The sequence below is a fragment of the Amycolatopsis sp. NPDC003676 genome (assembly GCF_053587275.1).
On record NZ_JBSFNS010000005.1, the window covers coordinates 41699 to 66573 of the forward strand.

Annotated in this window: 18 protein-coding genes; 5 read left to right on the plus strand and 13 right to left on the minus strand. The window is 69.4% G+C overall.

Going from position 1 to position 24875, the window contains the following annotated elements; all coding sequences use genetic code 11:
- Positions 1 to 82: 82 nt before the first annotated feature.
- The gene (locus tag ACWDNU_RS04495) at positions 83 to 1381 is read right to left on the minus strand and encodes a PucR family transcriptional regulator (RefSeq protein ID WP_449667746.1); all 1299 of its coding nucleotides are present in this window, start codon (positions 1379 to 1381) and stop codon (positions 83 to 85) included.
- A 349-nt stretch (positions 1382 to 1730) separates the two neighbouring features.
- On the opposite strand from ACWDNU_RS04495, the gene ACWDNU_RS04500 reads away from it, so the two are divergent.
- On the plus strand, positions 1731 to 2459 hold the full coding sequence (locus tag ACWDNU_RS04500) for a hypothetical protein (protein WP_449667747.1): 729 nt from the start codon (positions 1731 to 1733) through the stop codon (positions 2457 to 2459).
- Positions 2460 to 2846 carry a GntR family transcriptional regulator gene (locus ACWDNU_RS04505; RefSeq protein WP_449667748.1) on the plus strand — a complete coding sequence of 129 codons (387 nt, stop codon included), beginning with the start codon at positions 2460 to 2462 and terminating at the stop codon, positions 2844 to 2846.
- A 146-nt stretch (positions 2847 to 2992) separates the two neighbouring features.
- Here the strand turns inward: ACWDNU_RS04505 and ACWDNU_RS04510 are convergent, their stop codons facing one another.
- From ACWDNU_RS04510 to ACWDNU_RS04525, 4 genes are all read right to left on the minus strand, one after another.
- Positions 2993 to 3790, minus strand: coding sequence for an arginase family protein (locus ACWDNU_RS04510; protein ID WP_370939599.1), 798 nt, complete (start codon positions 3788 to 3790; stop codon positions 2993 to 2995).
- A 119-nt stretch (positions 3791 to 3909) separates the two neighbouring features.
- Positions 3910 to 7287 carry a pyruvate carboxylase gene (locus ACWDNU_RS04515; protein WP_449667749.1) on the minus strand — a complete coding sequence of 1126 codons (3378 nt, stop codon included), beginning with the start codon at positions 7285 to 7287 and terminating at the stop codon, positions 3910 to 3912.
- Between the two features lie 142 nt (positions 7288 to 7429).
- Positions 7430 to 8362, minus strand: a complete 933-nt coding sequence (locus ACWDNU_RS04520) for a S8 family peptidase (protein ID WP_449667750.1) — start codon at positions 8360 to 8362, stop codon at positions 7430 to 7432.
- Positions 8363 to 8615: 253 nt separating this feature from the next.
- Positions 8616 to 9833, minus strand: coding sequence for an erythromycin esterase family protein (locus ACWDNU_RS04525; protein WP_449667751.1), 1218 nt, complete (start codon positions 9831 to 9833; stop codon positions 8616 to 8618).
- 31 nt (positions 9834 to 9864) lie between these two features.
- On the opposite strand from ACWDNU_RS04525, the gene ACWDNU_RS04530 reads away from it, so the two are divergent.
- On the plus strand, positions 9865 to 10497 hold the full coding sequence (locus ACWDNU_RS04530; RefSeq protein WP_449667752.1) for a TetR/AcrR family transcriptional regulator: 633 nt from the start codon (positions 9865 to 9867) through the stop codon (positions 10495 to 10497).
- A gap of 362 nt (positions 10498 to 10859) precedes the next feature.
- Here the strand turns inward: ACWDNU_RS04530 and ACWDNU_RS04535 are convergent, their stop codons facing one another.
- A complete protein-coding gene (locus tag ACWDNU_RS04535; protein WP_370939604.1) occupies positions 10860 to 11387 on the minus strand; it encodes a GNAT family N-acetyltransferase in 528 nt (175 codons plus the stop codon).
- Between the two features lie 344 nt (positions 11388 to 11731).
- On the opposite strand from ACWDNU_RS04535, the gene ACWDNU_RS04540 reads away from it, so the two are divergent.
- Positions 11732 to 16939 carry an RHS repeat-associated core domain-containing protein gene (locus tag ACWDNU_RS04540; RefSeq protein WP_449667753.1) on the plus strand — a complete coding sequence of 1736 codons (5208 nt, stop codon included), beginning with the start codon at positions 11732 to 11734 and terminating at the stop codon, positions 16937 to 16939.
- 102 nt (positions 16940 to 17041) lie between these two features.
- On the opposite strand, the gene recG is transcribed toward ACWDNU_RS04540, so the two are convergent.
- On the minus strand, positions 17042 to 19195 hold the full coding sequence (gene recG / locus ACWDNU_RS04545) for an ATP-dependent DNA helicase RecG (protein ID WP_370939606.1): 2154 nt from the start codon (positions 19193 to 19195) through the stop codon (positions 17042 to 17044).
- Positions 19196 to 19197: 2 nt separating this feature from the next.
- Positions 19198 to 20784, minus strand: coding sequence for a DAK2 domain-containing protein (locus ACWDNU_RS04550; protein ID WP_449667754.1), 1587 nt, complete (start codon positions 20782 to 20784; stop codon positions 19198 to 19200).
- Between the two features lie 134 nt (positions 20785 to 20918).
- On the opposite strand from ACWDNU_RS04550, the gene rpmB reads away from it, so the two are divergent.
- Positions 20919 to 21110, plus strand: coding sequence for a 50S ribosomal protein L28 (gene rpmB, locus ACWDNU_RS04555; protein WP_009074135.1), 192 nt, complete (start codon positions 20919 to 20921; stop codon positions 21108 to 21110).
- A gap of 52 nt (positions 21111 to 21162) precedes the next feature.
- Here rpmB and ACWDNU_RS04560 read toward each other — a convergent pair whose 3' ends face one another.
- The 5 genes from ACWDNU_RS04560 to ACWDNU_RS04580 all read right to left on the minus strand — a co-directional run bounded on the left by ACWDNU_RS04560 (position 21163) and on the right by ACWDNU_RS04580 (position 24751).
- Positions 21163 to 21951 (minus strand): alpha/beta fold hydrolase, encoded by a 789-nt coding sequence (locus ACWDNU_RS04560; RefSeq protein ID WP_370939608.1) that lies wholly within the window; start codon positions 21949 to 21951, stop codon positions 21163 to 21165.
- Between the two features lie 74 nt (positions 21952 to 22025).
- Positions 22026 to 22703, minus strand: coding sequence for a uracil-DNA glycosylase (locus ACWDNU_RS04565; protein ID WP_370939609.1), 678 nt, complete (start codon positions 22701 to 22703; stop codon positions 22026 to 22028).
- A 31-nt stretch (positions 22704 to 22734) separates the two neighbouring features.
- A complete protein-coding gene (locus ACWDNU_RS04570; protein ID WP_370939611.1) occupies positions 22735 to 23265 on the minus strand; it encodes a gamma carbonic anhydrase family protein in 531 nt (176 codons plus the stop codon).
- 17 nt (positions 23266 to 23282) lie between these two features.
- The gene (locus ACWDNU_RS04575; RefSeq protein WP_370939612.1) at positions 23283 to 23771 is read right to left on the minus strand and encodes a GNAT family N-acetyltransferase; all 489 of its coding nucleotides are present in this window, start codon (positions 23769 to 23771) and stop codon (positions 23283 to 23285) included.
- A gap of 20 nt (positions 23772 to 23791) precedes the next feature.
- Positions 23792 to 24751 (minus strand): thiamine-phosphate kinase, encoded by a 960-nt coding sequence (locus ACWDNU_RS04580; protein WP_449667755.1) that lies wholly within the window; start codon positions 24749 to 24751, stop codon positions 23792 to 23794.
- Positions 24752 to 24875: the final 124 nt, after the last annotated feature.

A 24875-nucleotide genomic window follows, 5' to 3' on the forward strand; every position in this document is an offset into this window, starting at 1 on the left:
AGCCGACCCGAAGCACGTCAACCTGGCTTCGAGAGGCGCTCGCCGACGTTTCGCCGTTTTTCGGCAACAGCCGGGATGCTGGTCAGCCGCGGCTTTTCGCGTCCTCGTACGAGCTGGGCCGTCGACTGGGCGGCACCACGCTCGCGCTCTTGAGCGGTGTCGGCCAGAGCAGTTCTGCCCGCAGGTTCTCGGGCGCGGCCGCGCGCAGGACCAGCTCCATCTCGAACCGCGCAGCCGGATCTCGCAGGAGCTCGCCGAACGTCGCCTGCAGCTGGCGCATGCGGTATCGCACCGTCTGCGGATGGACTTGCAGACGCTCGGCAATCTCGACGACGTTCCCCTGGCTGTCGAGCCAAGCGCGCAATGTCTCGAGCAAACGATCCTGCTGCTTGTCGGTCATATCCGCCAAGGGAGCAAACAGCCGGGCACGGAGGAGTTCCGTCAGCGCACCATCCGAATGCACCAGCAGAGCCGCGAGGTGTTCCTCCGCGCGGAGCACCCGCTCGGTCGGGATTCGCCCCCTATCGGCGAGAACCAGTGCCCGTCGGGCCCAGCGCAAGGAATCGGCGAGGCTGGCCAACGGCACACACGGCCCGACGGACAACCGGCAATTCGGTAGCGCTGCCTGGAGTGTCGCCAGTCGCGCACCATTAACCGCGCCGGGGACGACGATGCACGGCTCGGCGGAGTCCAGGTCTGCCAGGACGTCGGAGTCCAACGTCGCGTGCCGGCGGGCCCTGCCGTTCAGCGGCGAATGGACGGCAATCGGCGACGCCTGTTCCGGCACGGCCCAACCGGTGAGCTGCGCCAGCTCCGCAATCGCCTTCGGCGGAGCAGCAGGCACCTCCAGCAAGACGCCAAGCAACCGTCGCCGCCAAGTGTCCAACGCGCCGGCGGTGCGGGCTTTCGCCTCTAAGTAGCCATCCAGCGCGACAGACGCCAATTCGTCCATAAACGCCAACATGGCATCAGCCAGCTGCGACATCACTGCCGACGAAAGACCAGCCCGCCGTCCGACGCGCATGATCCGGCGCCACGACACGCGCGCGCCCACCCGGTAGGCCGACTGCAAGGTGTCGAGGCTCCGTCCTTCCCGCATCTCGTTCTGACCGAGCCGATGGTGCACCTCGTGCGACTGTTCCTTCGACGCCCTCGGGTCGGCGATCTGCGCGACGAACAACGTGATCGCGTACTCGACGCCCGCGCGGATCGATCTCCCGTACGGACCGTCGAGCGGCCGCGCGTAGGCGGGGATCGTCGCGCGGATTTCGTCGACGATCTCGGCGGACAGGCTCGCCAGCTCGGGCCGCAGGATCTCGGCGAGTTTGCGCGGCAGCGCAGCCGACGGCACAGCGTGATCGAGTCCCCGCTCCACCGACATCGCAGCTCCTTCGCTCCGCCCCGGTCCCCGGCGGTACCTCGGCACCGCCGAAAGCCCCCGCATCCATTGAGGGGTGACACCCGACACATCGAAAAGCGAACGCCAAATGTGTCACAAGTCGCCGAAGAAACCGATTTCTTGTCACGTTCGTGACAAGTTCACGAGGTCAGAGCGGCACATCGCGACAACACACCACCAGGCGCGCTACGCCGTGCGTACGAACGGGCGAACGCGGGTGCCTGCCTTCAGGGGCGACCCAGCAGGCAGCGAAAGCGACCACAGAGCGTCACTCGGCAAGGCCGACAGCCCTCTTGTAGCATGTGCTTGATACAAGAGGGAGGGGTCCACGATGCAACTCGACTCGGCACTCGCCGTCGCGGGCATCACCGGTCTGTTCGGGCTGATCATCCTCGTCGCGTTGTGGCCAGGCGAGAAGCAAGGCGTTCGGCTGCTCACGAAGTGGGGCGTGCGGAACCCGACCGCCGACCAGGTGCCGGTGGCCGTGCGCTACCTGCGCCGTCGGCGATTCTGGTACCCGTGGCTGTTCCTCGGCCTCCCGCTCATCCCGGGCGCGACGGATCTCGTCGGCGAACGGAACGCGAACTCGCTGGTGTTCGTGGTGCTGCTCGGCGGGCTCGCCGCCGAAATCCTCGCGCAGCGTCCCTCGCGGGCATCCCGCAGGGAAGCCGTGCTCGCACCGCGCGGCGTGCTCGATTTCGCTCCGTTGTGGACGGTCATCGTCTCGGGACTCGCCACCGTCGCCGCCGTCGTGCATCTCGCCGTTTTGCGGCAATGGGGCCCGCTCGCGGTGACCGTCGGCGCGGCCGCGGTGTCGTGGATCATCGTGCTCCTCGCGGTGCGGCGTCCGGCCGCCGGCGACCCGGAAGTCGACCTGGCACTGCGCGTTCGCAGCGCCCGCGTCGCTCTCGGGCTCGGCACCGGAACGGCTGCCACGCTCGGCTGGACGACGATCGGGAACCTCGCCACATTTCTCGCGTTCGTGGTCACCGTCGCCGCGTTCCTCGCGATCGTCGGCCCGCCGCCGAAGCAGCGCGCGACAACCACGGCAGCGCGGTAGATGCCGCTGCGAGTAGTGGTCGACGCCGACAGCGGGGTTCCGCCTTGGCGTCAGGTGCACGACCAAATCGTCCGCGCGATCACGACTGGCTCCCTTGCCAGGGACGCCCGTCTGCCGCCGATCCGTCAGCTTTCGAGGGACCTCGGGCTCGCCTCCGGGACCGTCGCCCGCGTGTACCGCGAGCTTGAGACCGCCGGCTGGGTCACCACCGCACGAGCACGCGGAACCGTCGTGACCGGCCCGGCCGAACGACCGGATCCGGGCACACTGCTTCGCAACGCGGCCGCCGAATACGCCCGGCACAGCCGGGAATTCGGGGTCACGCCGGACGAAGCTGTCGACGCCGTGCGCGTGGCTTTGGCGAGCCTGGACGCACCGCTGCGGTGAATCCGGGCGGTCGTCCGGCCGGCGCGGTTTTCGCCGTTCTGTGAACCGTCTTCCGCACGGTCTCGGGCACACCTCCTTCTTGCCCGTGCGTTCCCGTGGTCCACTCACCGGACGAGGCGCGGATCGTCCCGCCTCGATGCGGAGGTTCAGCCCTCCATCAGCACCCTCCCCACCGCGGCCAGCACGGGTTCCAGCGCGGCGACTTCCGTGCCGACGCATTCCGTGATGCCCGCACCGACGACGTCCATTCCGGAAAGTCCGTCGATTGCTTCGGCCAATTCGGCGATCGTGAGCCCGCCGGGCTCCGGATAATTCACTCCGGGGAACTCTTCGGGATCAAGAATGTCCAAATCAACATGCAGATAAACGCGGTCGGCACCCGCCGCGTTCAGCGCTCCGGCGACGTCGTCGGAGCGCACAACGAGACCGCCGGCAATGGCTTCCTCTTCCGCGGAATCGAGCGAACGGGTGCCGAACAGCACCGCCCGGCCTCGTTCGAGCGCCGGGCTCGCGGCGAAATCCTTGTCGCCCTCGCCGAACAGCGACCGCAGCACCATGCCGTGATACGCGCCCGACGGCGAAGAATCCGCCGTGTTCAAGTCCGCGTGCGCGTCGAACCACGCGACGCCAAGCGTTGCCCCGTAACGGAAACGCGCGACGCCGACCGGGACCAGCTCAACGCCGCAGTCGCCGCCGATCGTGAGCACCGGGCCTTCCGGCGCTTCGAGCGCAGCAAGCTGCAGCTGCCGGTTCGTGCCCGTGAGCACGGCCCGGTTGGCTATCCCGGTCACGACGTCGGATGTCGCCGCGTCCTGGCGCACGTGGTGCACCGGTTTGCCGAGCACGTGCCCGGCCAGTTCGGAAAGTGCCCGGCAGCCCTCGATCAGCCCCCTTGCCCCGGGGCTGAGCGCGCCCTGCCATTGCGGCACCGCGTTGATCAGCATGCATCGACGCTAGCGCGAACACCCCGGAAAAGGCGAGCCGCAAATGGTGCGAGGGGTCCCCTCGCTCCGTTTTGGAGCGAGGGGACCCCTCGTGCGGAAAAAAGTGGCGCGAGAGCGGGTTATTCGAGCACGATGAGAAGGTCTCCGCCCTCGACCTGCTGAACGGAGGTGATTGCCAGCCGACCGACTTTGCCCGCCGCCGAAGCGGTGATCGACGCTTCCATCTTCATGGCCTCGATCGTCGCCACGGTCGCTCCGGCCGCCACCTGGTCGCCCTCGGCCACCTGCAGCGTCACCACGCCCGCGAACGGCGCGGCGATCTGCTTCGGGTTGCCCTTCTCGGCCTTTTCGGTGGCCGGGATGTCCGAGGCGATGGAACGGTCGCGGATCTGGATCGGCCGCAGCTGGCCGTTGAGCGTGGACATGACGGTCCGCATGCCGCGTTCGTCGGCCTCGCCGATGGCTTCCAGCTCGATGAGCAGCCGGACGCCGGGTTCGAGGTCCACCGAGTACTCCTCGCCCGGGCGCAGACCGTAGAAGAAGTCCTTGCTCGGGAGCACGCTGGTGTCGCCGTACGCGTCGCGGTGCGCGAGAAATTCCTTGGTGGGCCCGGGGAACAGCAGCCGGTTCAGCGCGCCGCGGCGGTTGTCGGCGAGTTCCTTGTGGTCCTCTTCGGACAGTTCGGCGACCGGTTTGGCCGCCGAACGGCCTTCGAGCGCCTTGGTGCGGAACGGTTCCGGCCAGCCGCCGGGCGGGTCGCCCAGTTCGCCGCGCAGGAACCCGATCACCGAGTCGGGGATGTCGAACTTGTTCGGCTCCGCCTCGAAGTCCGCCGGGGAAACGCCGGCGCCGACGAGGTGCAGCGCGAGGTCGCCGACCACCTTGGACGAAGGCGTGACCTTCACGAGGTGCCCGAGGATCTTGTCCGCCGCGGCGTACATGGCCTCGATGTCTTCGAACCGGTCGCCGAGGCCCAGCGCGATCGCCTGCGTGCGCAGGTTGGAAAGCTGACCGCCGGGGATCTCGTGGTCGTAAACGCGACCGGTGGGCGACGCGAGACCAGCCTCGAACGGGGCGTAGATCTTGCGGACGCTCTCCCAGTACGGCTCCAAGTCGCCGATCGCGTGCAGGTCGAGACCGGTGCTGCGGTCGGAGTGGTCGGTCGCCGCGACGATCGAGCCGAGCGACGGCTGCGACGTGGTGCCCGCCATCGACGACACCGCGCCGTCCACGGCGTCGGCACCAGCCTGGATGGCGGCCAGGTAGGTGGCGAGCTGGCCGCCGGCGGTGTCGTGCGTGTGGATGTGCACCGGAAGGTCGAATTCCTTGCGCAGCGCGGTCACCAGGCGAGCCGCGGCGGGCGCGCGGAGCAGGCCGGCCATGTCCTTGATGGCGAGGACGTGCGCCCCTGCTCCGACGATCTGCTCGGCGAGCTTGAGGTAGTAGTCGAGCGTGTAGAGCTTTTCGTTCGGATCGGACAGATCGGAGGTGTAGCAGAGCGCGACCTCGGCGACCGCGGTGCCGGTGGCGCGGACGGCTTCGATGGCCGGCCGCATCTGCTCGACGTCGTTGAGCGCGTCGAAGATGCGGAAGATGTCGATGCCGGTCGCGGTGGCCTCTTCGACGAAAGCCGTGGTGACCTCGGTCGGGTAAGGCGTGTAGCCCACGGTGTTGCGGCCGCGGAGAAGCATCTGCAGACAGATGTTCGGCACGGCCTTGCGCAGCCGCTCCAGCCGTTCCCACGGATCCTCGGCGAGGAAGCGCAGCGCGACGTCGTAAGTCGCGCCGCCCCAGCACTCCAGGGACAGCAGCTGCGGCACGGTCGCGGCGACAACCGGGGCGACGGCGAGCAGATCCTTCGTCCGGACGCGCGTCGCGAGCAGCGACTGGTGGGCGTCGCGGAAGGTGGTGTCGGTGACGCCGAGCTGCGGCGTTTCCCGCAGCCAGCGCGCGAATCCCTCCGGGCCGAGTTCGGTCAGCCGCTGCTTGGAGCCGTCCGGAGGAGTGAGATCCGCGGGCAGTTTCGGCAGCTTCGCCGCGGCCTCGGGCGTGCGCGGACGCTCGCCGTTCGGACGGTTCACCGTCTGGTCGGCGAGGTAGGTGAGCAGGCGCGTGCCGCGGTCGGCGGAGTGCCGCGCGGTCAGCAGATGCGGCCGTTCCTCGATGAACGACGTGGTGACGTTGCCCTCGCGGAAGTCCGGATCGTCCAGCACCGCCTGGAGGAACGGGATGTTCGTCGCCACTCCGCGGATACGGAACTCGGCGACCGCGCGGCGGGCACGGCCGACCGCAGTGCGGAAATCGCGGCCGCGGCAGGTGAGTTTCACCAGCAGCGAGTCGAAGTGGGCGCTGATCTCGGTGCCGGAGAACGCGGTTCCGCCGTCGAGGCGGATGCCCGAACCGCCCGGCGAGCGGTAGGCGCTGATCATGCCGATGTCCGGGCGGAAACCGTTGGCCGGGTCCTCGGTCGTGATGCGGCACTGGAGCGCGGCGCCGCGGAGGTAGATCTTGTCCTGCGACAGGCCGAGGTCGTCGAGGGTTTCCCCGGAGGCGATCCGCAGCTGGGACTGCACGAGGTCGACGTCGGTGACCTCTTCGGTGACCGTGTGCTCGACCTGGATGCGCGGGTTCATCTCGATGAACACGTGCTTGCCCTGGCGGTCCAGCAGGAATTCGACGGTGCCCGCGTTGCGGTAGCCGATCTGCCGGGCGAATTTCACGGCGTCGGCGCAGATGCGGTCGCGCAGTTCGGGGTCGAGGTTCGGCGCGGGGGCCAGCTCGACGACCTTCTGGTGGCGACGCTGCACGGAACAGTCGCGCTCGAAGAGGTGGATCACGTTGCCCGCGCCGTCGGCGAGGATCTGGACCTCGATGTGCCGAGGTTCGACCACGGCCTTCTCCAGGAACACGGTCGGGTCGCCGAACGCGGATTCGGCCTCGCGCGCGGCGGCCTCGATCGACTCGCGCAGCAAAGCCGGGTCCTCGACGCGGCGCATGCCTCGGCCGCCGCCGCCGGCGACCGCCTTGACGAACACCGGGAAGCCGAGTTCGTCGGCCGCCGCGACCAGTTCGTCGACGTTGCTGGACGGCTGCGACGAACCGAGCACCGGCACCCCGGCCTCGCGCGCCGCCTTGACCGCGCGCGCCTTGTTGCCGGTCAGTTCGAGGATGTCGGCGCTCGGGCCGACGAAGGTGATCCCCGCTTCTTCGCAGGCCCTGGCCAGGTCGGGGTTCTCCGACAGGAAGCCATAGCCCGGATAGACCGCGTCCGCCCCCGCCTTCTTGGCGGCCTTGACGATCTCCTCGACCGAGAGGTAGGCGCGGACCGGATGGCCCGGTTCGCCGATCTCGTAGGCCTCGTCGGCCTTCAGCCGGTGCAGAGAGTTGCGGTCTTCGTGCGGAAACACAGCCACTGTGCCCGCGCCCAGTTCGTAGCCTGCGCGGAACGCCCGGATCGCGATTTCGCCGCGATTGGCCACCAGCACTTTGCGGAACATGCCCGGTCCTTCCCTTTTCGGATCGGTATCGAAGGCACGTTACCCGGTTCGTCCCGCGGTGCGGGAGCCGTAGTCCAGGTGATGGACATCATGCACGCCGACCTGCATGCATGATGCTGGCCGAGCCGTCGTCCCGCAACCGTCAGGGCGTTCCCGCAGGCAGTGTGCACAAGAGCCGATTCGCGGTTCCGGAGGGCGCATTCTTGACCACGTTCTGCGTTGCGTCCTGCACAATTGCTTCGCTGACCGCATTGGGCGCGGCATCCGGGTGCGAAGACCGGTAGAGGGCCACCGCGCCGGCGGTCACCGCAGCCGCCATCGAGGTACCGGACAGAGTCCCGACGTCGGCGGTTCCGGCGATCGGCGCGGGGATGTCGACACCCGGTGCGTACAGGTCAAGCGACGTGCCGAAGTTCGAGAAGGGCGCGACCTGGTCCTGGACGTCAGTCGCACCCACGGTGAGTGCTTCTGGCACTCGGGCAGGCGAGGTTTGACTGGCGTCGGTGCTGCCCTCCCCCGCCGGAACCACGATTGGCATCGTCGCGGCGACGCCCTTGACCGCGTTGTCGAGCTGCTCGTTCGGCACTCCGCCGATGCCCAGCACCGCGACCGCCGGTTGGTGTGCGTTCTGGGCTACCCAGTTCAGCCCAGCGATAATCGTGTCGGTCGCGCCGCCGCCTGCCTTGTCGAGTACACGGACCGGGAAGATCTGCGCGCCTTTCGCGACGCCGTAGCTGTGGCCCGCAACGATTCCCGCGACTCGCGTGCCGTGGCCGTTGGTGTCCGACGTGTCCGTGCCAGTAGTGAGGAAATCCTTGCCCGGCAGGACCCGGCCCTGCAGATCCGGGTGTTTGGCGTCGACGCCGCTGTCGATCACGTAAACGGTGACGCCGGAACCGTCCGAGTCGTAGTGGTACTTCTGATCGAGGCCGGTTCGCTGGTCGATCCGGTCGAGCGCCCAGCTCGGCGGATTGGCCTGAGTCCCGCTCGCCGCCAGTGCCGCTGGTTGCACACCGGCGACCAGCAGGAATGTCAGTGTTGCCGAAAAAAGGCCACGAGCCGCTCGGTTCCGCATGCCTGCGGTCGTATCCCGGTCGCCATCCAGCGGCAACTCGACGTCACACGATGGGCTGGTCCCGGTCCAGCGCCCGCCCGCGCCGACGCATCGACAAGTAAAAGACAAGGGGGGACGACGAACGGAAGCTGTCGATGTTTCGCCGCTACGGGGCGAACTGCTGTCCGACCGACACGTTTCGCCGCTGAGTGGCCAACGGTTGGCCGGTCGAGAGCTTTTGCCGCTAGCCGGCCAACCGTTGGCAGACCGACAGCTACGTCGCCGCCGGGACGTGCGCGCTCACCGACATCGTCGGCAAGTAGACCAGCGCGTCGAAGGCCTGCACGACGTCGACCTTCGTGAACATGTGCGCGTGCCGCATGCTCGACGATCCGGTCAGGCCTCGCGCTCGGTCTTGCCGCAAATCGACCACGCACGGATCCGCGCCGGCCAATGCCGCTTCGACACTGCCTTCGACGGGTGGCTCCAACTCCTGTTCGTATACCCGGAAGCCGAGGCGCTCGCTCCCGTCCGGTTCGAGGCCAGTGGTCGTGCCAGTGCCTGCGGTCAGGCCGAGGGCGAAATAGTCGTCGCCGAATTCCTCGGCGAGGTGTGTGCCTGCGGAAGGGAACGTCATGGTCGGCAAAGCCGCGAACGGCACTCGCTGCAGATGTCCGTTGTGGACCATCACCACGATTTTCTCGCCTTCGCCGTGTAGCCGGCGAAGGAGCTTCACGGTGGCGGCCATGTACGTGTCGCGAGATGACCCCTGGAGCGACGGTGCCGTTCCCGCCATCATGGCGCTCAACTCGCGCAAGTACGCGTCGACGCGAAGCGCGCCGATCGCGTGGTGTTCGGCGATCGCGTACCTCGCCGGCTCGCTCCGTTGCCGATAAACTGGCGACAGGGAACGAAGGTGGGCTACGAGAGTCGTCAACGCGGCCGTCGCGGCGTCCCGGTCCGCGGTGGCCATTGCCGCATAACGGCCAGGCGCGACCGCGCTGCTGACCGCCGAGTACGGCTCGGACGCGGTGATCGCGGCGTCGACCAGCGGCAGCACCTCCGGATCGACGTCCTCCACGAAGCTGCGGACAATCTGCAACGCTGGTTGCGGCGAACCGGCCGAACTGGGCAGGTCGAGTCCGGAGAAGCGGACGCCGCCGTGGTTGCGCATCCAGGTCAGCATTTCGTGCACTTCGGCCGACTCGCCGAGAGAGAAGGTGAATCCCTCTCGCCCGATATCGGCGACGTCGCCGGGACCACCGCTCAGCCACCGCTGGACCAGGTCGCCCTCGGCGAATCCCGATTCGAACCCGAGCACCGTGAACCCGTGGTCCTCGACGAGCCGGCGGAGCAGCCGGGCGCGGAGTTCGCCGAACTCGCGGATGTGGTGGTTGTTCTCGCCGATCGCGACGATGCGCGCGTCGCCGATCAGGTCGGTGATCGAGGCGACGTCGCCGTCCAGCGGCGAACGGGTGCTCAGCGGTGTCATACTGAGGACACTAATGCAACAGGGGTAGCGATTGACAACCGAGTCACCGGGGACCAGCCGGCCGGGCGGGCGTACGGAACGCACGCGCGTCGCCGTCTTGCGGGCGACGCTCGATCTGCTGGCGGAGGTCGGGTTCACCGAACTGACGGTCGAGACTGTCGCCGAACGGTCGGGCGTGCACAAGACGACGGTTTATCGGCGATGGGAGTCGCGCGAAGGACTGGTCGCGGCCGCGTTGCGGTTCGGCACTGCTGAACCCTGGAGCCCGGCGGACACCGGTTCGCTTGTCGCCGATTTGCGGCAACTGGCGCTGGACGTGGTGCGCGCGTTGACCTCTCCGGGGCAACGCGAGCTGCCGACGGCCGCGATGCTGGCGGCATTCCACTCGGAGCGGGCGGCTGAGGCGTTGCGCGAGTTCTACCAGGACCGGCATGCCCGAGCCGCGGTGATCGTGGAGCGGGCGGTGGCGCGCGGGGAGGTGCCGGCTGATACCGATCCGGACGAGGTGACTCGGACGGTGTGCGGACCGGTGTTCTACAGGTTGTTCGTGTCGCGGGAACCGGTGTCGGAGAAAACGGCTGAGGTCGCGGCGGAGGCGGGGGCCGCGGCGGCTCGGGCGGGGGTGCTGAGCAGGCGGTTGCCCGGGAATGGCGACCGTAGTTGATTCCCGGCTGGGGTGAGGGGGCTTGTTGCCGGGAAATGGCGACGGGTCGAGCGGGGTTGGTAAGCGAGCGGGGTTGGTAAGCGAGCTGGCTTGGCATTCGCCGCGCCACGGCGGCTGGACCATGGCCTGGGCCGTCTGCCAGCGGCCGGTACAAGCGGTCGCCGGCGTGGCGGCGCCGGCGTGGCAGCAATTTGGTGACGGCGAGAAGCTACCGGGCGGGCAAGGAACGCGACGCTGTGCTCACCATCGACGAGCCGCCGCTCAACCTCTATGCGAGCGAGCAGTAGCGAGAACGAGCCCAGTAGCGAGAACGAGCCGAAGCACCGAAGCACCGAAGCACCGAAGCACCGAAGCACCGAAGCCTAATCTCCCAACAGCAGCCGGTACCGGACCTCCTCCAAGGTCACCGCACCGTCGGACATTGTCTCTACCTTGGCTTTTCCGTCCGTGACCCACCCGGCCCGTTCATAGAACTTCCGGGCCCGGGTGTTGGTCGACAGTACCCACAGCGTCGCCGTCTCGAACTGGGTCGACAGGGTTCGTACGCACTCCTCGTGCAGCGCTCGCCCCATTCCCTGGCCCCACTCTGACGGCAGGAGGTAGATCGACGACAGTTCGCCCGTCCGCGGAGTGGCGTCCTCGTCGCGGCTAGGGCCGAAGACCGCGAAACCGGTGATCGTCTCGGAGGTGGCTGCCGCCAGGACGGTGTGTCGCCGGGAGGTGTCCGCCAGGTTCGAAGCCCAGAACTGTTCCCGCGCCTCGATGGACAGGCCGGACAGGAACTCGTCGGGCAGCAGGCCCGCGTAGGCCGCTTGCCAGGAGCCTACGTGGACCGCCGCTATGCCGGGGGCGTCATCCGGGGTCGCGGGGCGGATCACGAGTTCGGGCACCATTCCTCCAGTGGCTCGGCGACGAATCAACCGCCGGCAGTTCAGCACACCAGCACGCGGGGGCGCATGCGGTTTACCGAAGTGGCCACAAAGGACAGTCGTCGGCGCGGAGACGGGCAAAGGCGGGAAAAGCGACCGGGTTCCGAGGGCCGGGACATCAGTCGGGACATCAGCGGCGGGCGGGTGCGAGCAGGCGAGTGTGTTCGGGCAAGGGTTCCGGGAGTTCAGGCACCACAGCGGCTTCGCGGCGGCACCGCGCGGACCCAGCCGATAACCTCGGCGGACCGGCGGAGCAGGCTCCGCTCCTTCGTCCTGCTCGTGCGCACCAGGAAATGGGACAACCGATGACCAACCCGTTGATCGCCCCGGTGAAGGAAACCTCGGCGATGGCCGGGGTTCCGTTGCTGGAGGACGCGACGGGGCTCAAGGAAGCGATCGAGAGCAAGAACTGGGCGGCCGTCGCGATCGGCGCGGTCGGGACCGCGATCGACGTGCTCACCGCGGTGATGGATCCGTTCGGCGCGATCTTCGCCGCCGGGGTCGGCTGGCTGATGGAGCATGTCGGGCCGCTCAAGGAAGCGCTCGACGCGCTCACCGGCAACGCCGACGAGATCAAAGCGCAGGCCGAGACCTGGACGAATGTCGCCAAGGAACTCGAGGGCGTCTCGGCGGAGCTGACCCAGCTGGTCAACAAGGATCTGCAGGACTGGCACGGCGAAGCGGCCGATTCGTACCGGAAGAAAGCGGACGACACCTCGGCGTTGATCGCCAGTGCGCAGAAGGGTTCCGAGGGCGCGGCCAGCGGGGTCAAGACCGCGGGCGAGATCGTGGCGGCCGTCCGGTCGCTGGTGCGGGACACGATCGCGGATCTGGTGGGACACCTGATCTCGTGGGCGTTGCAGGTGCTGTTCACCGCCGGGATCGGGATGGCCTGGGTGGTGCCGCAGGTCGTGTCGGCGGTGGCGAAAACCGCTTCCAAGATCACGCAGGTCACGACGAGGCTCGTCAAGGCGCTCAAGGCGCTGATCCCGTTGCTGAAGAAGGCCGGGACGCTGTTCGGGGACGCCGGCAAAGCGTTGAAGGGCCTCAAGAGCGGCAAATCGGCCCCGACGCACCCGCCCAAGGACATCAACGTCAAATCCGGGGGCGGCACCAGGTCCCACCCCGGCGGGGACGACAGCACGCACACCTCCGGCGCGGAAGGCGGCGGCGGGCACCACGGCGACACCGGGAACACCCACAAGAGCGCCAGCCCGGACGGCGGCGGCAACCACGGCGGCGAACATCCGGGCGGCGGCCAGGACGGCCGCACGTCCGCGTCGGCCAGTTCGCCGTCCGGCAAGCCGAGGGGCACCGGCGACACCTCCCGGTCGCTGGACAACCAGGGCGAGAATTCGCGCACCCTCGGCAACATCTGCACCACCGGCGACCCGATCGACGTCGCGAGCGGCCAGATGGTGCTGACCGAGACCGACGCGACCTTCCTCAGCTCGCTGCCGATGGTCTTCGAGCGGTCGCACTTCTCGTCGTTCCGCGCGGGCGGCTGGCTCGGCTCCGCCTGGGTGTCCACATTGGACGAACGGGTCGAGGTGTACCGCGACCAGGTGTGGTTCGCCGGTTCGGACGGGCTCGTCCAGGTCTTCCCCCGGCCGGTCGGCGACCAGTGGGTCGCGGCCGAGCACGGGCCCGCGCGGTATCTTGCCGAGGAACCGGGCGGCGGATTCGTCCTCGAGGACCGCGAACGCGAGCGGGTCCTGACCTTCGAACGCGGCACCGGCACGGTCCGGCCGATCCGGTCGATCAGCAGCCGCGGCAAGGAGCACATCCACTTCCTGCGCGACCGGCACGGCACGCCGACCGCGATCCGGCACAGCGGCGGCCAGATCATCCGGATCACCGCCGAAAACGGGCTCGTGACCGGGCTGTCCACCGTCACCGGGGACGGAACCGAGGTGCCGCTGGTCCGCTACGGCTACACGAACGGCGAGCTGACCGAGATCACGAACGAATCCGGTCTCCCGTTCCGCTACGCCTACGACGCCATGGGCCGGATCGTCGAGTGGACCGACCGCAACGGCGAGTGGTACCGCTTCCACTACGACCGCGAGGGCCGGGTCGTGCGCACCGAAGGCTCCGGCAACTGCCTCACCGTCACCATGGAATACGGCGACCGGGTCACTCACGTCGTCGACTCGCTGGGCCGCCGCAGCGCCTTCCACCTGAACGAAACCGGCCGGGTCGTGCGCGAGATCGACCCGGCGGGCGCGACGCGCGCCTACGAATGGGACGAGCTGGACCGGCTGGTCCGCGAAACCGACGAACTGGGCAGGCAGCGGGCCTACCGCTACGACGAGATGCACAACCTCGTCGCCATCCAGCGTCCGGACGGCTCGGAACTGACCATCGAGCGCAACGACTTCGGCCAGGCGGTCCGCATGGTCGAGGCGCCGGGCGTCGAAACCCGTTGGGAATACGACGAACGCGGCAATCTGACCCGCGTCGTGGAACCGGGCGGCGGGGCCACCGACTACACCTACGACGAGTGGGGGCACGTCGCGTCGGTCCGCGACCCGAACGGCTTGACGCTGACTGTGGTGTCCGACGACTCCGGAAACCCGATCACGATCACCGACTCCCGCGGCGTGACGACTGCCTACAGCTACGACTGTTTCGGCAGGCTCGCCACAGTTGTCGATCCGAACGGCGCGACCGAGGAATTCGGCTACACCGTCGACGGCGCGCTCGCCTGGCACCGGCGGCCGGACGGATCGCTCGAGGAATGGCGCTACGACGGCGAAGGCAACAACCGCCTGCACGCCGACGCCTCCTCGGCGATCACCCAGCAGGAGGTGACCCACTTCGACCTGGTCGCGGCCGAGATCCGGCCGGACGGCACCCGGCTCGAATACGCCTACGACACCGAACTGCGGCTCACCGCGGTGACCAACGAGCAGGGCCAGGTCTGGCGCTACGAATACGACCTGGCGGGCAACCTCGCCCGCGAGACCGATTTCGGCGGGGCTTCCTCCGTTTACGGCTACAACGCCGCCGGGGAACTGACCGAAATCCGCAACGAAGAAGGCGAGGTCGTCACCCTGCGCCGCGACGTCCGCGGCAACATCGTCGAAGAGATCGTGGAAGGCCCGTCCGGGACGTTGCGCACCCGCTTCGAGTACGACGTCCTCGGCGAGCTCATCGCCCTCGACGACGGGACGACCCGCGTCGAGTACACCAGGGACGCGGCGAGCCGGATCGTCGGCGAAACGGTCAACGGCCGGACCGTCCGCTCCGAATTCGACGCCTCGGGCAACCAGATCCGGCGGCAGACGCCGTCCGGAGCGGAAAGCGCCTGGGAATACAACGAAGCCGGTGTCCCGGCCGCGATGCGCGCCGCGGGGCGCACCACCCGGTTCGAGTACGACCGGGCCGGCCGCGAAACCCTCCGCACGTTCGGGCAGGGCGCGGCGATCGCCCGCGGCTGGAACCCGGCGGGACGGCTCGCCAGGCAAGCGGTGCGGTCGGCGACCGGCGAACTGGGCCAGGACCGGCAGTACCACTACCGGCCCGACGGCCTGCCCGCCCGGATCGACGACGGGTCGGCCGGATCGCGCTGGCTCGCCATGGACGTCCGCGGCCGGGTGATCTCGGTGCGCGCCAAGGGATGGAACGAGCAGTACGCCTACGACCCGACCGGACGGCTCGTCGACGCCGACTGGCCCGCGCCCGAGGAAGAGGACCGGCGCGGCAGGCGGTCCGGACCCGCGTCGGTGATCACCGAGGCCGGCGGCGCCCGCTACGCCTACGACCAGGCCGGCCGGATGCGCACCCGCCAGCACGAGGACGGGCGGACCTGGACCTACGCCTGGGGTCCGCTGAACCGGCTCGCCTCGGTCGAGGTCCCGGACGGCACGACGTGGCGCTACACCTACGACCCGCTGGGCCGCCGGATCCGCAAGGAACATTTCGCCGCCGACGGGACGACTTCGCTCGAACGCGTCGACTTCGCGTGGGACGGCGAAACCCTGGCCGAGGCGACCCGTTCCGGTCCCGGCACCGCCGAAACCACGGTGTGGGACTACGAACCGGGCACCTTCGTGCCGCTGCTGCAGCGCCGGCGCACCGGTTCCGCGGACCGCGCCGGCCAGGACCGGATCGACGAGCAGTTCTTCGCCATCGTGGCCGAACCGTCCGGCACGCCGACCGAACTGATCGACGACCGCGGCGAAATCGCCTGGCAGGCCCGCAGCAGCCTGTTCGGCGTCGTGGTCGACGAGTCCGGCGGCGAGGGGACGCCGCTGCGGTTCCAGGGCCAGTATTTCGACGAGGAAACCGGGCTGCACTACAACTTCCACCGGTACTACGACCCGGTGCTCGCCCGGTACCTCAGCCCGGACCCGCTCGGACTCGGCGGCGGACTGGACCCGCACGCCTACGTCAGCAACCCGCACGTCTCGGTCGACCCGCTCGGCCTCGTCGGGGGCTCCTGCGGCAAACCCCGGGGCTTCGGCGACGGGCACGGCTCCGGCGGCTCCCAGCGCGGCCGCGGCCGCACCCGCTCGCCCAGCCCCGGCCCGAACGGGGAGCGGCGGATGCGTTCCCCCGGCGGACGGGTCTACCAGGAGGGGCCGCCCACCATCGCGGCGGGCGCGCGCAGGCGCGAGCACTACGGCTACAAGAACCTGTCGCACCAGCACTCCAAGATGCGGCCGCTGTTCGAGCGGAACGCGGTTTCGCCGCCGCCGAAGTTCCGCAAGCGCGGCGACGACACGAAGTGGTACATGGACCCGAAGCGGCGCTACCGGACGCACGACTACCTGGGCAATCCCACCGGCATCGTCCGGGGCCACAGCAATGTCGTGATGGGCCACAACCCGTCCGCCGGAACCCACTTCAACCAGACGGGCATCCACCAGACGCCCGACCAGAACTTCGCGCACAACTCCGACGTCCGGATCTTCAAGCACCTCGAACCGAAGAAAGCCTCCGCCGCGAGCGGATCCCAGGAACCCAGGTTCGACGCCCCGACCCCGAAGCGCGGCAACCGGGTCTACTGGGACCCGAACCACCCCGGCTACGTCGGCAACCCGGACGCCGACTGGAACCTGGTGAAACCCAAGCCGAGCAGGCCCTCCGGCGGATACGGCGGCGGGTCCAGCTCCGGCGGCGGGTACAGCGGCAGCTACGGCAGCGGCGGGCATAGCAGCGGCGGGTATAGCAGCCACGGCGGCGGTTACAGCGGTGGGTACAGCAGCCACGGCGGCGGGTACGGCTCCGGCGGCTACAGCAGTCACAGCGGCGGGTACGGCTCCGGCGGGTACAGCAGCCACAGCGGCGGATACAGCGGCAGCTACGGCGGCGGTTCGAGCAGCCACGGCGGAGGGTACAGCGGCGGGTACAGCGGCGGCGGCAGCCACGGCGGCGGATACAGCGGTAGTTACGGCAGCGGCGGATACAGCGGTGGGTACAGCGGCGGCGGCAGTTACGGCGGCGGACGCAGCGGCAGCGGCAGGAACCACGGCTACGACTCCGACGACGACATCTACGACGCCTGACGCCGCAAAACTCCCAGCGGCCACTCAGCAAGAAAGGCGTGGCCCGGAAAATCCCCGGGCCACGCCTCCCGCCAAAGCCACCCCAGCCGACCGACGCGTGGCTCAGCTCTTCTCGAGGTACTCCGCGCGTTCCAGGTCCACCACGTCGGCCACCATCTGCGCCAGCCCCGGCAGCGAGGCCAGCTCCGGATCGGCCGTCACGATCTCCTGAGCCTGCTCCCGCGCCTCGGTGATCACGTCCTCGTCGCGCAGCAGCGACAACAGCTTCAGCCCAGACCGCTTGCCCGACTGAGCCGCACCGAGAATGTCGCCCTCACGGCGCAGCTCCAAGTCCAACCGGGACAGTTCGAAACCGTCCGTTGTGGACTCGACGGCGGCCAGCCGTTCGCGGGTGGAAGTCCCGTCCAGGGTTTCCGTGACCAGCAAGCACAATCCGGGCACGCTTCCCCGCCCGACACGGCCGCGCAGCTGGTGCAGCTGGCTCACGCCGAAGCGGTCGGCGTCGAGGATGACCATCGCCGTCGCGTTGGGGACGTTGACGCCGACCTCGACCACGGTCGTCGCGACCAGGACCTCGACCTTCCCCGCGCCGAACGCCTGCATGACGGCGTCCTTCTCGTCCGTCGGCATCCGGCCGTGCAGGGCGGCGATCTTCAAGCCCTTCAACGCGCCGTTGGCGAGATCCGGCGCGACGTCCAGCACCGCGAGCGGCGGCCGTTTGTCGCTCTTGTCCGATGGCGGCTCGTCGCCGATCCGCGGGCACACGACGTACGCCTGATGTCCCTTGCCGACTTCCTCGCTGACCCGCTGCCACACCCGGTCGAACCACGCGGGCTTCTCCGCGACCGGCACGACCGTCGTCTTGATCGGCGACCGGCCGACCGGCATTTCGCGCAGCGCCGAGATTTCCAGGTCGCCGTAGACGGTCATGGCGACCGTGCGCGGGATCGGCGTCGCGGTCATGACCAGCACGTGCGGGCTCGTCGAATCGGCGCCGCGCGAGCGCAACGCGTCCCGTTGCTCGACACCGAAGCGGTGCTGTTCGTCCACGACCACGAGCCCGAGGTCGGCGAACTGCACCGTGTCCTGGATCAGCGCGTGCGTGCCGACGACGATGCCCGCCTCGCCGCTTACTGTCTCCAGCAACGCTTTCTTGCGTTCCTTCGCGCCCATCGACCCGGTGAGCAGCGTGATCCGGGTGGCGTTCTCGGCCGCGCCAAGTTCGCCCGCCATGCCGATGTCGCCGAGCATTTCGCGCAGCGAACGCGCGTGCTGCGCGGCCAAAACCTCGGTGGGAGCGAGCATCGCCGCCTGCCGTCCGGAATCGACGGCCTGCAGCATCGCCCGCAGCGCGACCACCGTCTTGCCGGAACCGACTTCGCCCTGCAGCAGCCGGTTCATCGGGTGCTCGGACGCCATGTCGGCGGCGATCTCGTCCCCGATCGCACGCTGGCCCGCGGTGAGATCGAAGGGCAGCCGCTTGTCGAACGCGTCGAGAAGGCCGCCGTCGATGTGCGGGCTCGCCTTCGCCGGACGTGACACCGCGGAATGCCGTCGCTGCGCGAAAATCAGCTGCACGGCCATCGCTTCGTCCCACTTGAGCCGGTGCCGCGACGACTCCAAGTGCGCCCAGTCCTCCGGCCGGTGGATGCCGCGCAGCGCCCGCTCCAGCCCGGGCAGCCCGTGCCGCTTGAGCAGTTCGTCGGGCATCGGGTCCTCGCCGACCTCCAGCACGTCCAGCACCTGCCGCACGCATTTGGCGATCGACCAGGTCGGCATGCCTTGCGCCGCCGGGTAAACCGGGATGATCTCGGCGAGGAAGTTGTCGACCGCCTCGGCCTCGCGTTCGGCGTCGAGCAGCTCGTACTCCGGGTTGGCCAGCTGCAGCGTGTCCCGGAACGCGGTGACCTTGCCCGCGAACAGCCCGGTCTTGCCCGGCGCCAGGTCCTTCTCGCGCCACGCCTGGTTGAAGAACGCGCACGCGAGCCGCCGCTTGCCGTCGGTGATCACCATGTCGAGGATGGTGCCGTTGCGGGATTTCATCCGGCGCTTGCTGATCTTCTCGATCCGCGCCAGCACGGTCGCGTGCTCGCCGAGCTCCAGCCCGGCGATGTCGGTCAGCTCGCCGCGTTCGGCGTAGCGGCGCGGATAGTGGCGCAGCAGATCGGAAACCGTCTCGATGTCCAGAGCGGTCGAGAGCGCTTTCGCCGTTTTCGCGCCCAGCAGCAGCGGGAGCTTGTCGCGAAGCCCGGCCATGATTATTCGACCCCCATCAGCAGCACAGCGTCGCTTTGACCGCCGGCGTAACTCGTCAACTCCACCTCAGGGTGCTCCAGCCGCAGTTGCTCGGCGAGCTCCGCGGCCACCCTCGGCGGTGCGTCCGCCCCGCTCAGGACGGTGACCAGCTCGCCGCCGAGCGCCAGCATCCGGTTGAGCACGCTGACCGCGGCCGCGACGAGATTCGTCGCCGACGCCGGGGCGGGTTCGATCAGCACCACCTCGTCGTCGACCAGACCGATCACGTCGCCGGACTGGGCCCGGCCCACCCAGGTTAGCGACTCTTCGCGGGCGATCCGCAGCTCGCCACGCCTGGTCGCGCCCGCCGCCTCGGCCATCGCGACGACGTCGTCGTTCACCCGGCGCTCACCGTCGTGCACCGCGAGCGCCGCCAGCACCTGCACCGGCGACGAGCACGGGATCACCACGACGTCGCGTTCGCCCGCCATCGGATGCCCGGCGGCGGTGTCGGCGGCCGCGGTGAGGTCCGGCCCGCCCGGCAGCACGCTCAGGTGCTGTCCGGCGGCCTCGTTGAAGAGCCCGATCATGTCCTCGACGCTGGGCAGCTCGCCGTCCGGCACTGCCAGCACGGCGACGCCCTCGGCCCGCAGCAGCTCGGCGAGCCCGCCGCCGCGCACCACCGCGACCACCGACCGGTCGATCCCGCCGCCCGGTTCGATCGGCGTCGGCGTGTTCAGCGGCTCGACCCGGATCTTCCGCGGCCTGCCCAGCTGCAGCCCGGCTTCGATGGCCGCGCCGATGTCCGCGCAATGGACGTGCACCGCGTGGCTGCCCGAACCGTCGCCGGCCACCGTGACACTGTCGCCGAACCCGCTCAGTTCCTTCCGCAACGCCGGCAGCCGGGCCTCGTCGACCTCGTCCAGCAAGTACATGACCTCCCACGCGTACGGCACCTGCTCCGGCAGCGAAGCGACCGCCCGCAGGTCGTGCCCGGGTTCCTCGGTTTCGCCGGTGATCACGCCCGCCAGCGCGTCGAGCACGGCGACCAGCCCGCGACCCCCAGCGTCCACGACTCCTGCCTTGGCCAGCGCGGGAAGCTGCTTGGGCGTCTCCTCCAGCGCCGCCGCGGCCACGGTGACCACCTCGCGCGCGACCTCGGGCAGCGTCCGCGTCGTCCCTCGGACGGAGGCGGCCACGGCGTGCAGGACAGTCAGCATCGTCCCGGCGACCGGCCTGCTGACCGCGCCCGTGGCGACCTGGTCCGCATGCCCGAGCGCGGCGGCGAGACCGGCGCCGTCGAGGTCTCCGCCGTCCGCCGCCCAGTCGGCGATCCCGCGTACGACCTGGGACAGGATCACGCCCGAGTTGCCCCGCGCGTGCGCCACGGCCCCGCGCGCCAGGACAGCCAGTGCCTCAGCGGCGTCGGCCGGTTCCGCGCTGGTGAGCGCCTCGTGCGCGCCGGTCATCGTGTACAGCAGGTTGGAGCCGGTATCGGAGTCCGCGACCGGGTAGACGTTGATGCCGTCGATGGCCGTGCGCAGCCTGTCCAAGCTGCGCACAGAAGCCGCCGCCCAGCCCGACACCGCCGCCGCGTCCAGCACCCGCACCCCGTAACCTCCTAGCCGGTCCCCGCGAGGGTAACGACCCCGCGGCAAGGGCCCCGAGACCACTCGTTACTATGGTCGAGTTGCCTGGCAAGTTCAGGCGCGCATTCTTTGTCCCATATCCAGAGGAGTTCGACGTGGCTGCCGTGTGCGACGTCTGTGGCAAGGGACCCGGCTTCGGCAAGTCGGTCTCGCACTCCCACCGGCGTACCAACCGCCGGTGGAACCCGAACATCCAGGTTGTGCACGCGAAGGTCGGCGTGTCCCAGCGCAAGCGCCTGAACGCCTGCACCTCGTGCATCAAGGCCGGCAAGGTCGTGCGAGGCTGATTTCAGCAGCTTTGGGAAAGGGGCGAGTGCTTCGGCACTCGCCCCTTTTTCGTCACCTCAGGAAGTCCGCCAGAACCTTCCGCAGGGACTCCGGCGCGTTCAGTACTCCGTGATCCTGCCCCGGGATCTCCTCGTACCGCCCGTGCGCGACGGCAGCCGCGACAGCCTTGGCGGACGACGTCATCCACGCCTCCCCCGCGCCGCCCGACAGCGACAGCACCGGCACCGTGATCGCGGCCAGCCGATCGGTCGGCAGGTGGTTGCCGCGGCCGCAGACGGTCAGGTCGTAGGGCAGCGTGTGCGCCAGGCCGACGAACCAGCCCCACACCGGCGCGGACTTCATCGAGTCCACGATCTCCGCAGGAGTCCCGGTGCCCTCGACCAGGAACAGCTCGACCGCGCCGTCCCGGTCACCGTCCGCGAGCGCGGCACTCACCCGGTCGACCAGGTCTTCGGCGGGGCGCGGGCGGTCGTCGCCGATGAACGGCGGTTCGTACACCGCGACCTTCGTGATCGGCAGGCCGCGCGCCGCCGCTTCCAGGGCCAGGATCGCGCCGGACGAGTGGCCGAACACCGCGGCCGACCCGCCGACGGCCTCGATCAGCACCTCGAGGTCGTCGATCTCGCGCTCGACCGCGTAGACCGGGGCGTCGCCGCTGTCGCCGCGGCCTCTCCGGTCGTAGGCGATCGCGGTGAATCCCGCGTCGGCGAGCACCGCCGCCAGTGCGGCGACGGTCGTCCGGTCGTTCACCGCGCCGCCGACCAGCAGCACCGGCGAACCCGAGCCGTAGGTGTCGAAGGCGATCGGGGTGCCGTCGGCGGACGTGACGGTGGCGGTCATGGCGTTCCTCCAGGAGTTTCAGTCGCTGCTTACCCTGGTGGTCGGAACCGGACGCCGGAACTGGACACGCCGCGTCAGGGAAGTTTCCAGTCGAGCGGTTGCGCGCCCTGCTGGGTCAGCAGCTGGTTCGCCCGGCTGAACGGACGCGACCCGAAGAAGCCGTTGCGCGCCGAGAGCGGGCTCGGGTGCGCCGATTCGATGCAGGGCACGTCGCCGAGCATCGGCCGCAGGTTCCGCGCGTTGCGGCCCCACAGGATCGCCACCAGCGGTCCGCCGCGCGCGGCGAGCGCCTTGATCGCCTGCTCGGTGACCTGCTCCCAGCCCTTGCCCTGGTGCGAGTTGGACTTGTGCGGCTGCACGGTGAGCGACCGGTTCAGCAGCAGCACGCCCTGCTCCGCCCACGGGGTCAGGTCGCCGTTCGAGGGCGTCGGATGGCCCAGGTCCTCGCAGTACTCCTGGTAGATGTTGATCAGGCTCTTCGGGATCGGCCGCACGTCCGGGGCCACCGAGAAGCTCAGGCCGACCGCGTGCCCTGGCGTCGGGTACGGGTCCTGTCCGACGATCAGCACCCGGACGTCGTCGAACGGCTGCTTGAACGCGCGCAGCACGTGCTCGCCCGCGGGAAGATAGGTGCGGCCCGCGGCGATCTCGGCGCGGAGGAATTCCCCCATCGCGGCTACCTGCGGGGCCACTGGTTCAAGGGCCTTCGCCCAGCCGGCTTCGACGATTTCGTCCAGCGGTCGTCCAGTCACGGCCCGCGAGCCTAGCGGCACGTGCCCGAGGTCACTGTGGCGGGTCCAGCCTGCGCAACTCGGCGCGGAACCGGGCTCCGCGCCGGACATAGGAATCCACCACCGAAGCGATCTGGTCTTCGGAAAACGACTTGTTCGGCCGCGTTTTCGCCGGAACTCCCAGCGCGATCTCGCCGGTGCCGACCGTCGAATCGTAGGACAGCACCGCGCCCGCGCCGACCATCCCGCCGTCCTCGATCACGCTTCCGTTCAGCACCACCGAACCCGACGCGATCAGGCAGCCGGTGCCGATCTTCGCGCCCTCGATGTGCACCGCGTGCCCGACCGCCGACGACGGGCCGATGATCGTCGGATGCCGCGCGGTGCAGTGGATGACGCAGCCGTCCTGCACGTTCGACCGTTCGCCGATCTCGATGTACCCGTGGTCGCCGCGCAGCACCGTCTGCGGCCAGACCGACGCGCGCGGTCCGATCCGGACATCGCCGATCACCGTGGCGTCGGGATGGACATAGGCGTCCGGGTGGATGGTCGGGACCAGGTCGCCGAGCGCGTAGATGGCCAAAGCCGCCTCCGAATCGTTCAGTGTTCTCGGTCGCGGTCGAGATCCTTGCCGTAATACCGGCTTTCGGGCATATCGCCGTAATAACCGAAAGCCGGGATCTCGACGTAACCCGACGAACGGTAGAGGGCGATCGCCTCCGGCTGCTCGGTGCCCGTCTCCAGCACGACGCGGCGGCGTCCGGCGGCGACGGCGGTGCGTTCCAGTTCGGCGAGCATCTCGCGGGCGAACCCGCGGCCCCGCGCGGATTCGACCACGTACATCCGCTTGATCTCGACGTCGCCGGGCCGGAACGTCGGCGCGGGACCGTCGTGCGCGCGCCACGCGCCGGACGCCACCGGCGAGTTGTCCAGGTACCCGACCAGAAACAGGCCCCGCGGCGGCGCGAACTCCGCGGGGTCCATCGGGGTCTCGTCCTCGGAGCCGTAGCGGCGCACGTACTCCAGCTGCACCTCGGCCATCAGCTTGGCGGCGTCGGGATGGTCGAAGGCGACGACACGGATGTCCACGCGATCAGCCTAATGAAGGATCACTGCTGCCAGTGCTCCCAGCCGCCCTGCTGGTCGAACTCCTTGCCGTCCACCGTGACCCCGGAGCCGGGCATGGTGACCACGCCGATCTTGCGCCAGCCGTCGGGAAGGTCGTCGAACGGCGGGAACGTCGCGACCAGCGCGTGGTCCTCGCCGCCGGTCAGCACCCACTGCAGCGGGTCCGCGCCCAGCGCGCTGCCGACTTCCTGCAGCCGCGTCGACACCTCGAGCAACGCGGTCTGCACGTCGAGCCCCACTTCGGAGGCCGCGGCCAGATGCGCGAGATCGGCGAGCAGGCCGTCGGAGACGTCCATCATCGCCGTCGCGCCGGCGAGCGCGGCCTGCGGACCGGCCGCGTACGGCGGTTCCGGGCAGCGCTGCGCGTTCACCACGCCGACCGGCGACCGGAATCCGCGCCGCAGCACCGCGAGCCCGGCCGCGGCCCAGCCAAGCCGTCCGCACACCGCGAGCACGTCGCCGGGGCGCGCGCCGGAGCGGGTCACCGGTTCGCGGTCTTCGAGGTCGCCCAATGCGGTGACGCTGATCACGAGCTGGTCCGCGCTCACGAGATCGCCGCCGGACACCCCGATGCCCGCCGTCTTCGCCTCGGCCCACATCCCGTCCATGATCTCGGTCACGACTTGCGCCGGGGTGTCGGCCGGGCACGCGAGCCCGACGACCACCGACGTCGGTTTCGCGCCCATCGCCGCGACGTCGGACAGGTTCACCGCGACCGCCTTGCGCCCGACCTGCTCCGGGCTCGACCAGTCGAGCCGGAAATGCACGCCGTGCACCAGCACGTCGGTCGTCACGACCACGCGGCCGTCCGGCGCGGCGAGAACCGCCGCGTCGTCGCCGGGGCCCAGCAATGTCGACGCGGGCTGCTCGCGTCCTTCGGTGACCCGCCGGATCAGGCCGAACTCGCCTGTCGCGGCCACCGAGTGCTCGTCCGGTGACACCGGTCACCTCCTGTTTCCCTCGCCTGTGTCGGATCGGCCACCGACTATCGGATCCCCTAGGTTTTTCCCAGGGCTGGCGCTACGTTTCCTACACCGTTCCTACCTCGACTAGCTCGCCATCGAC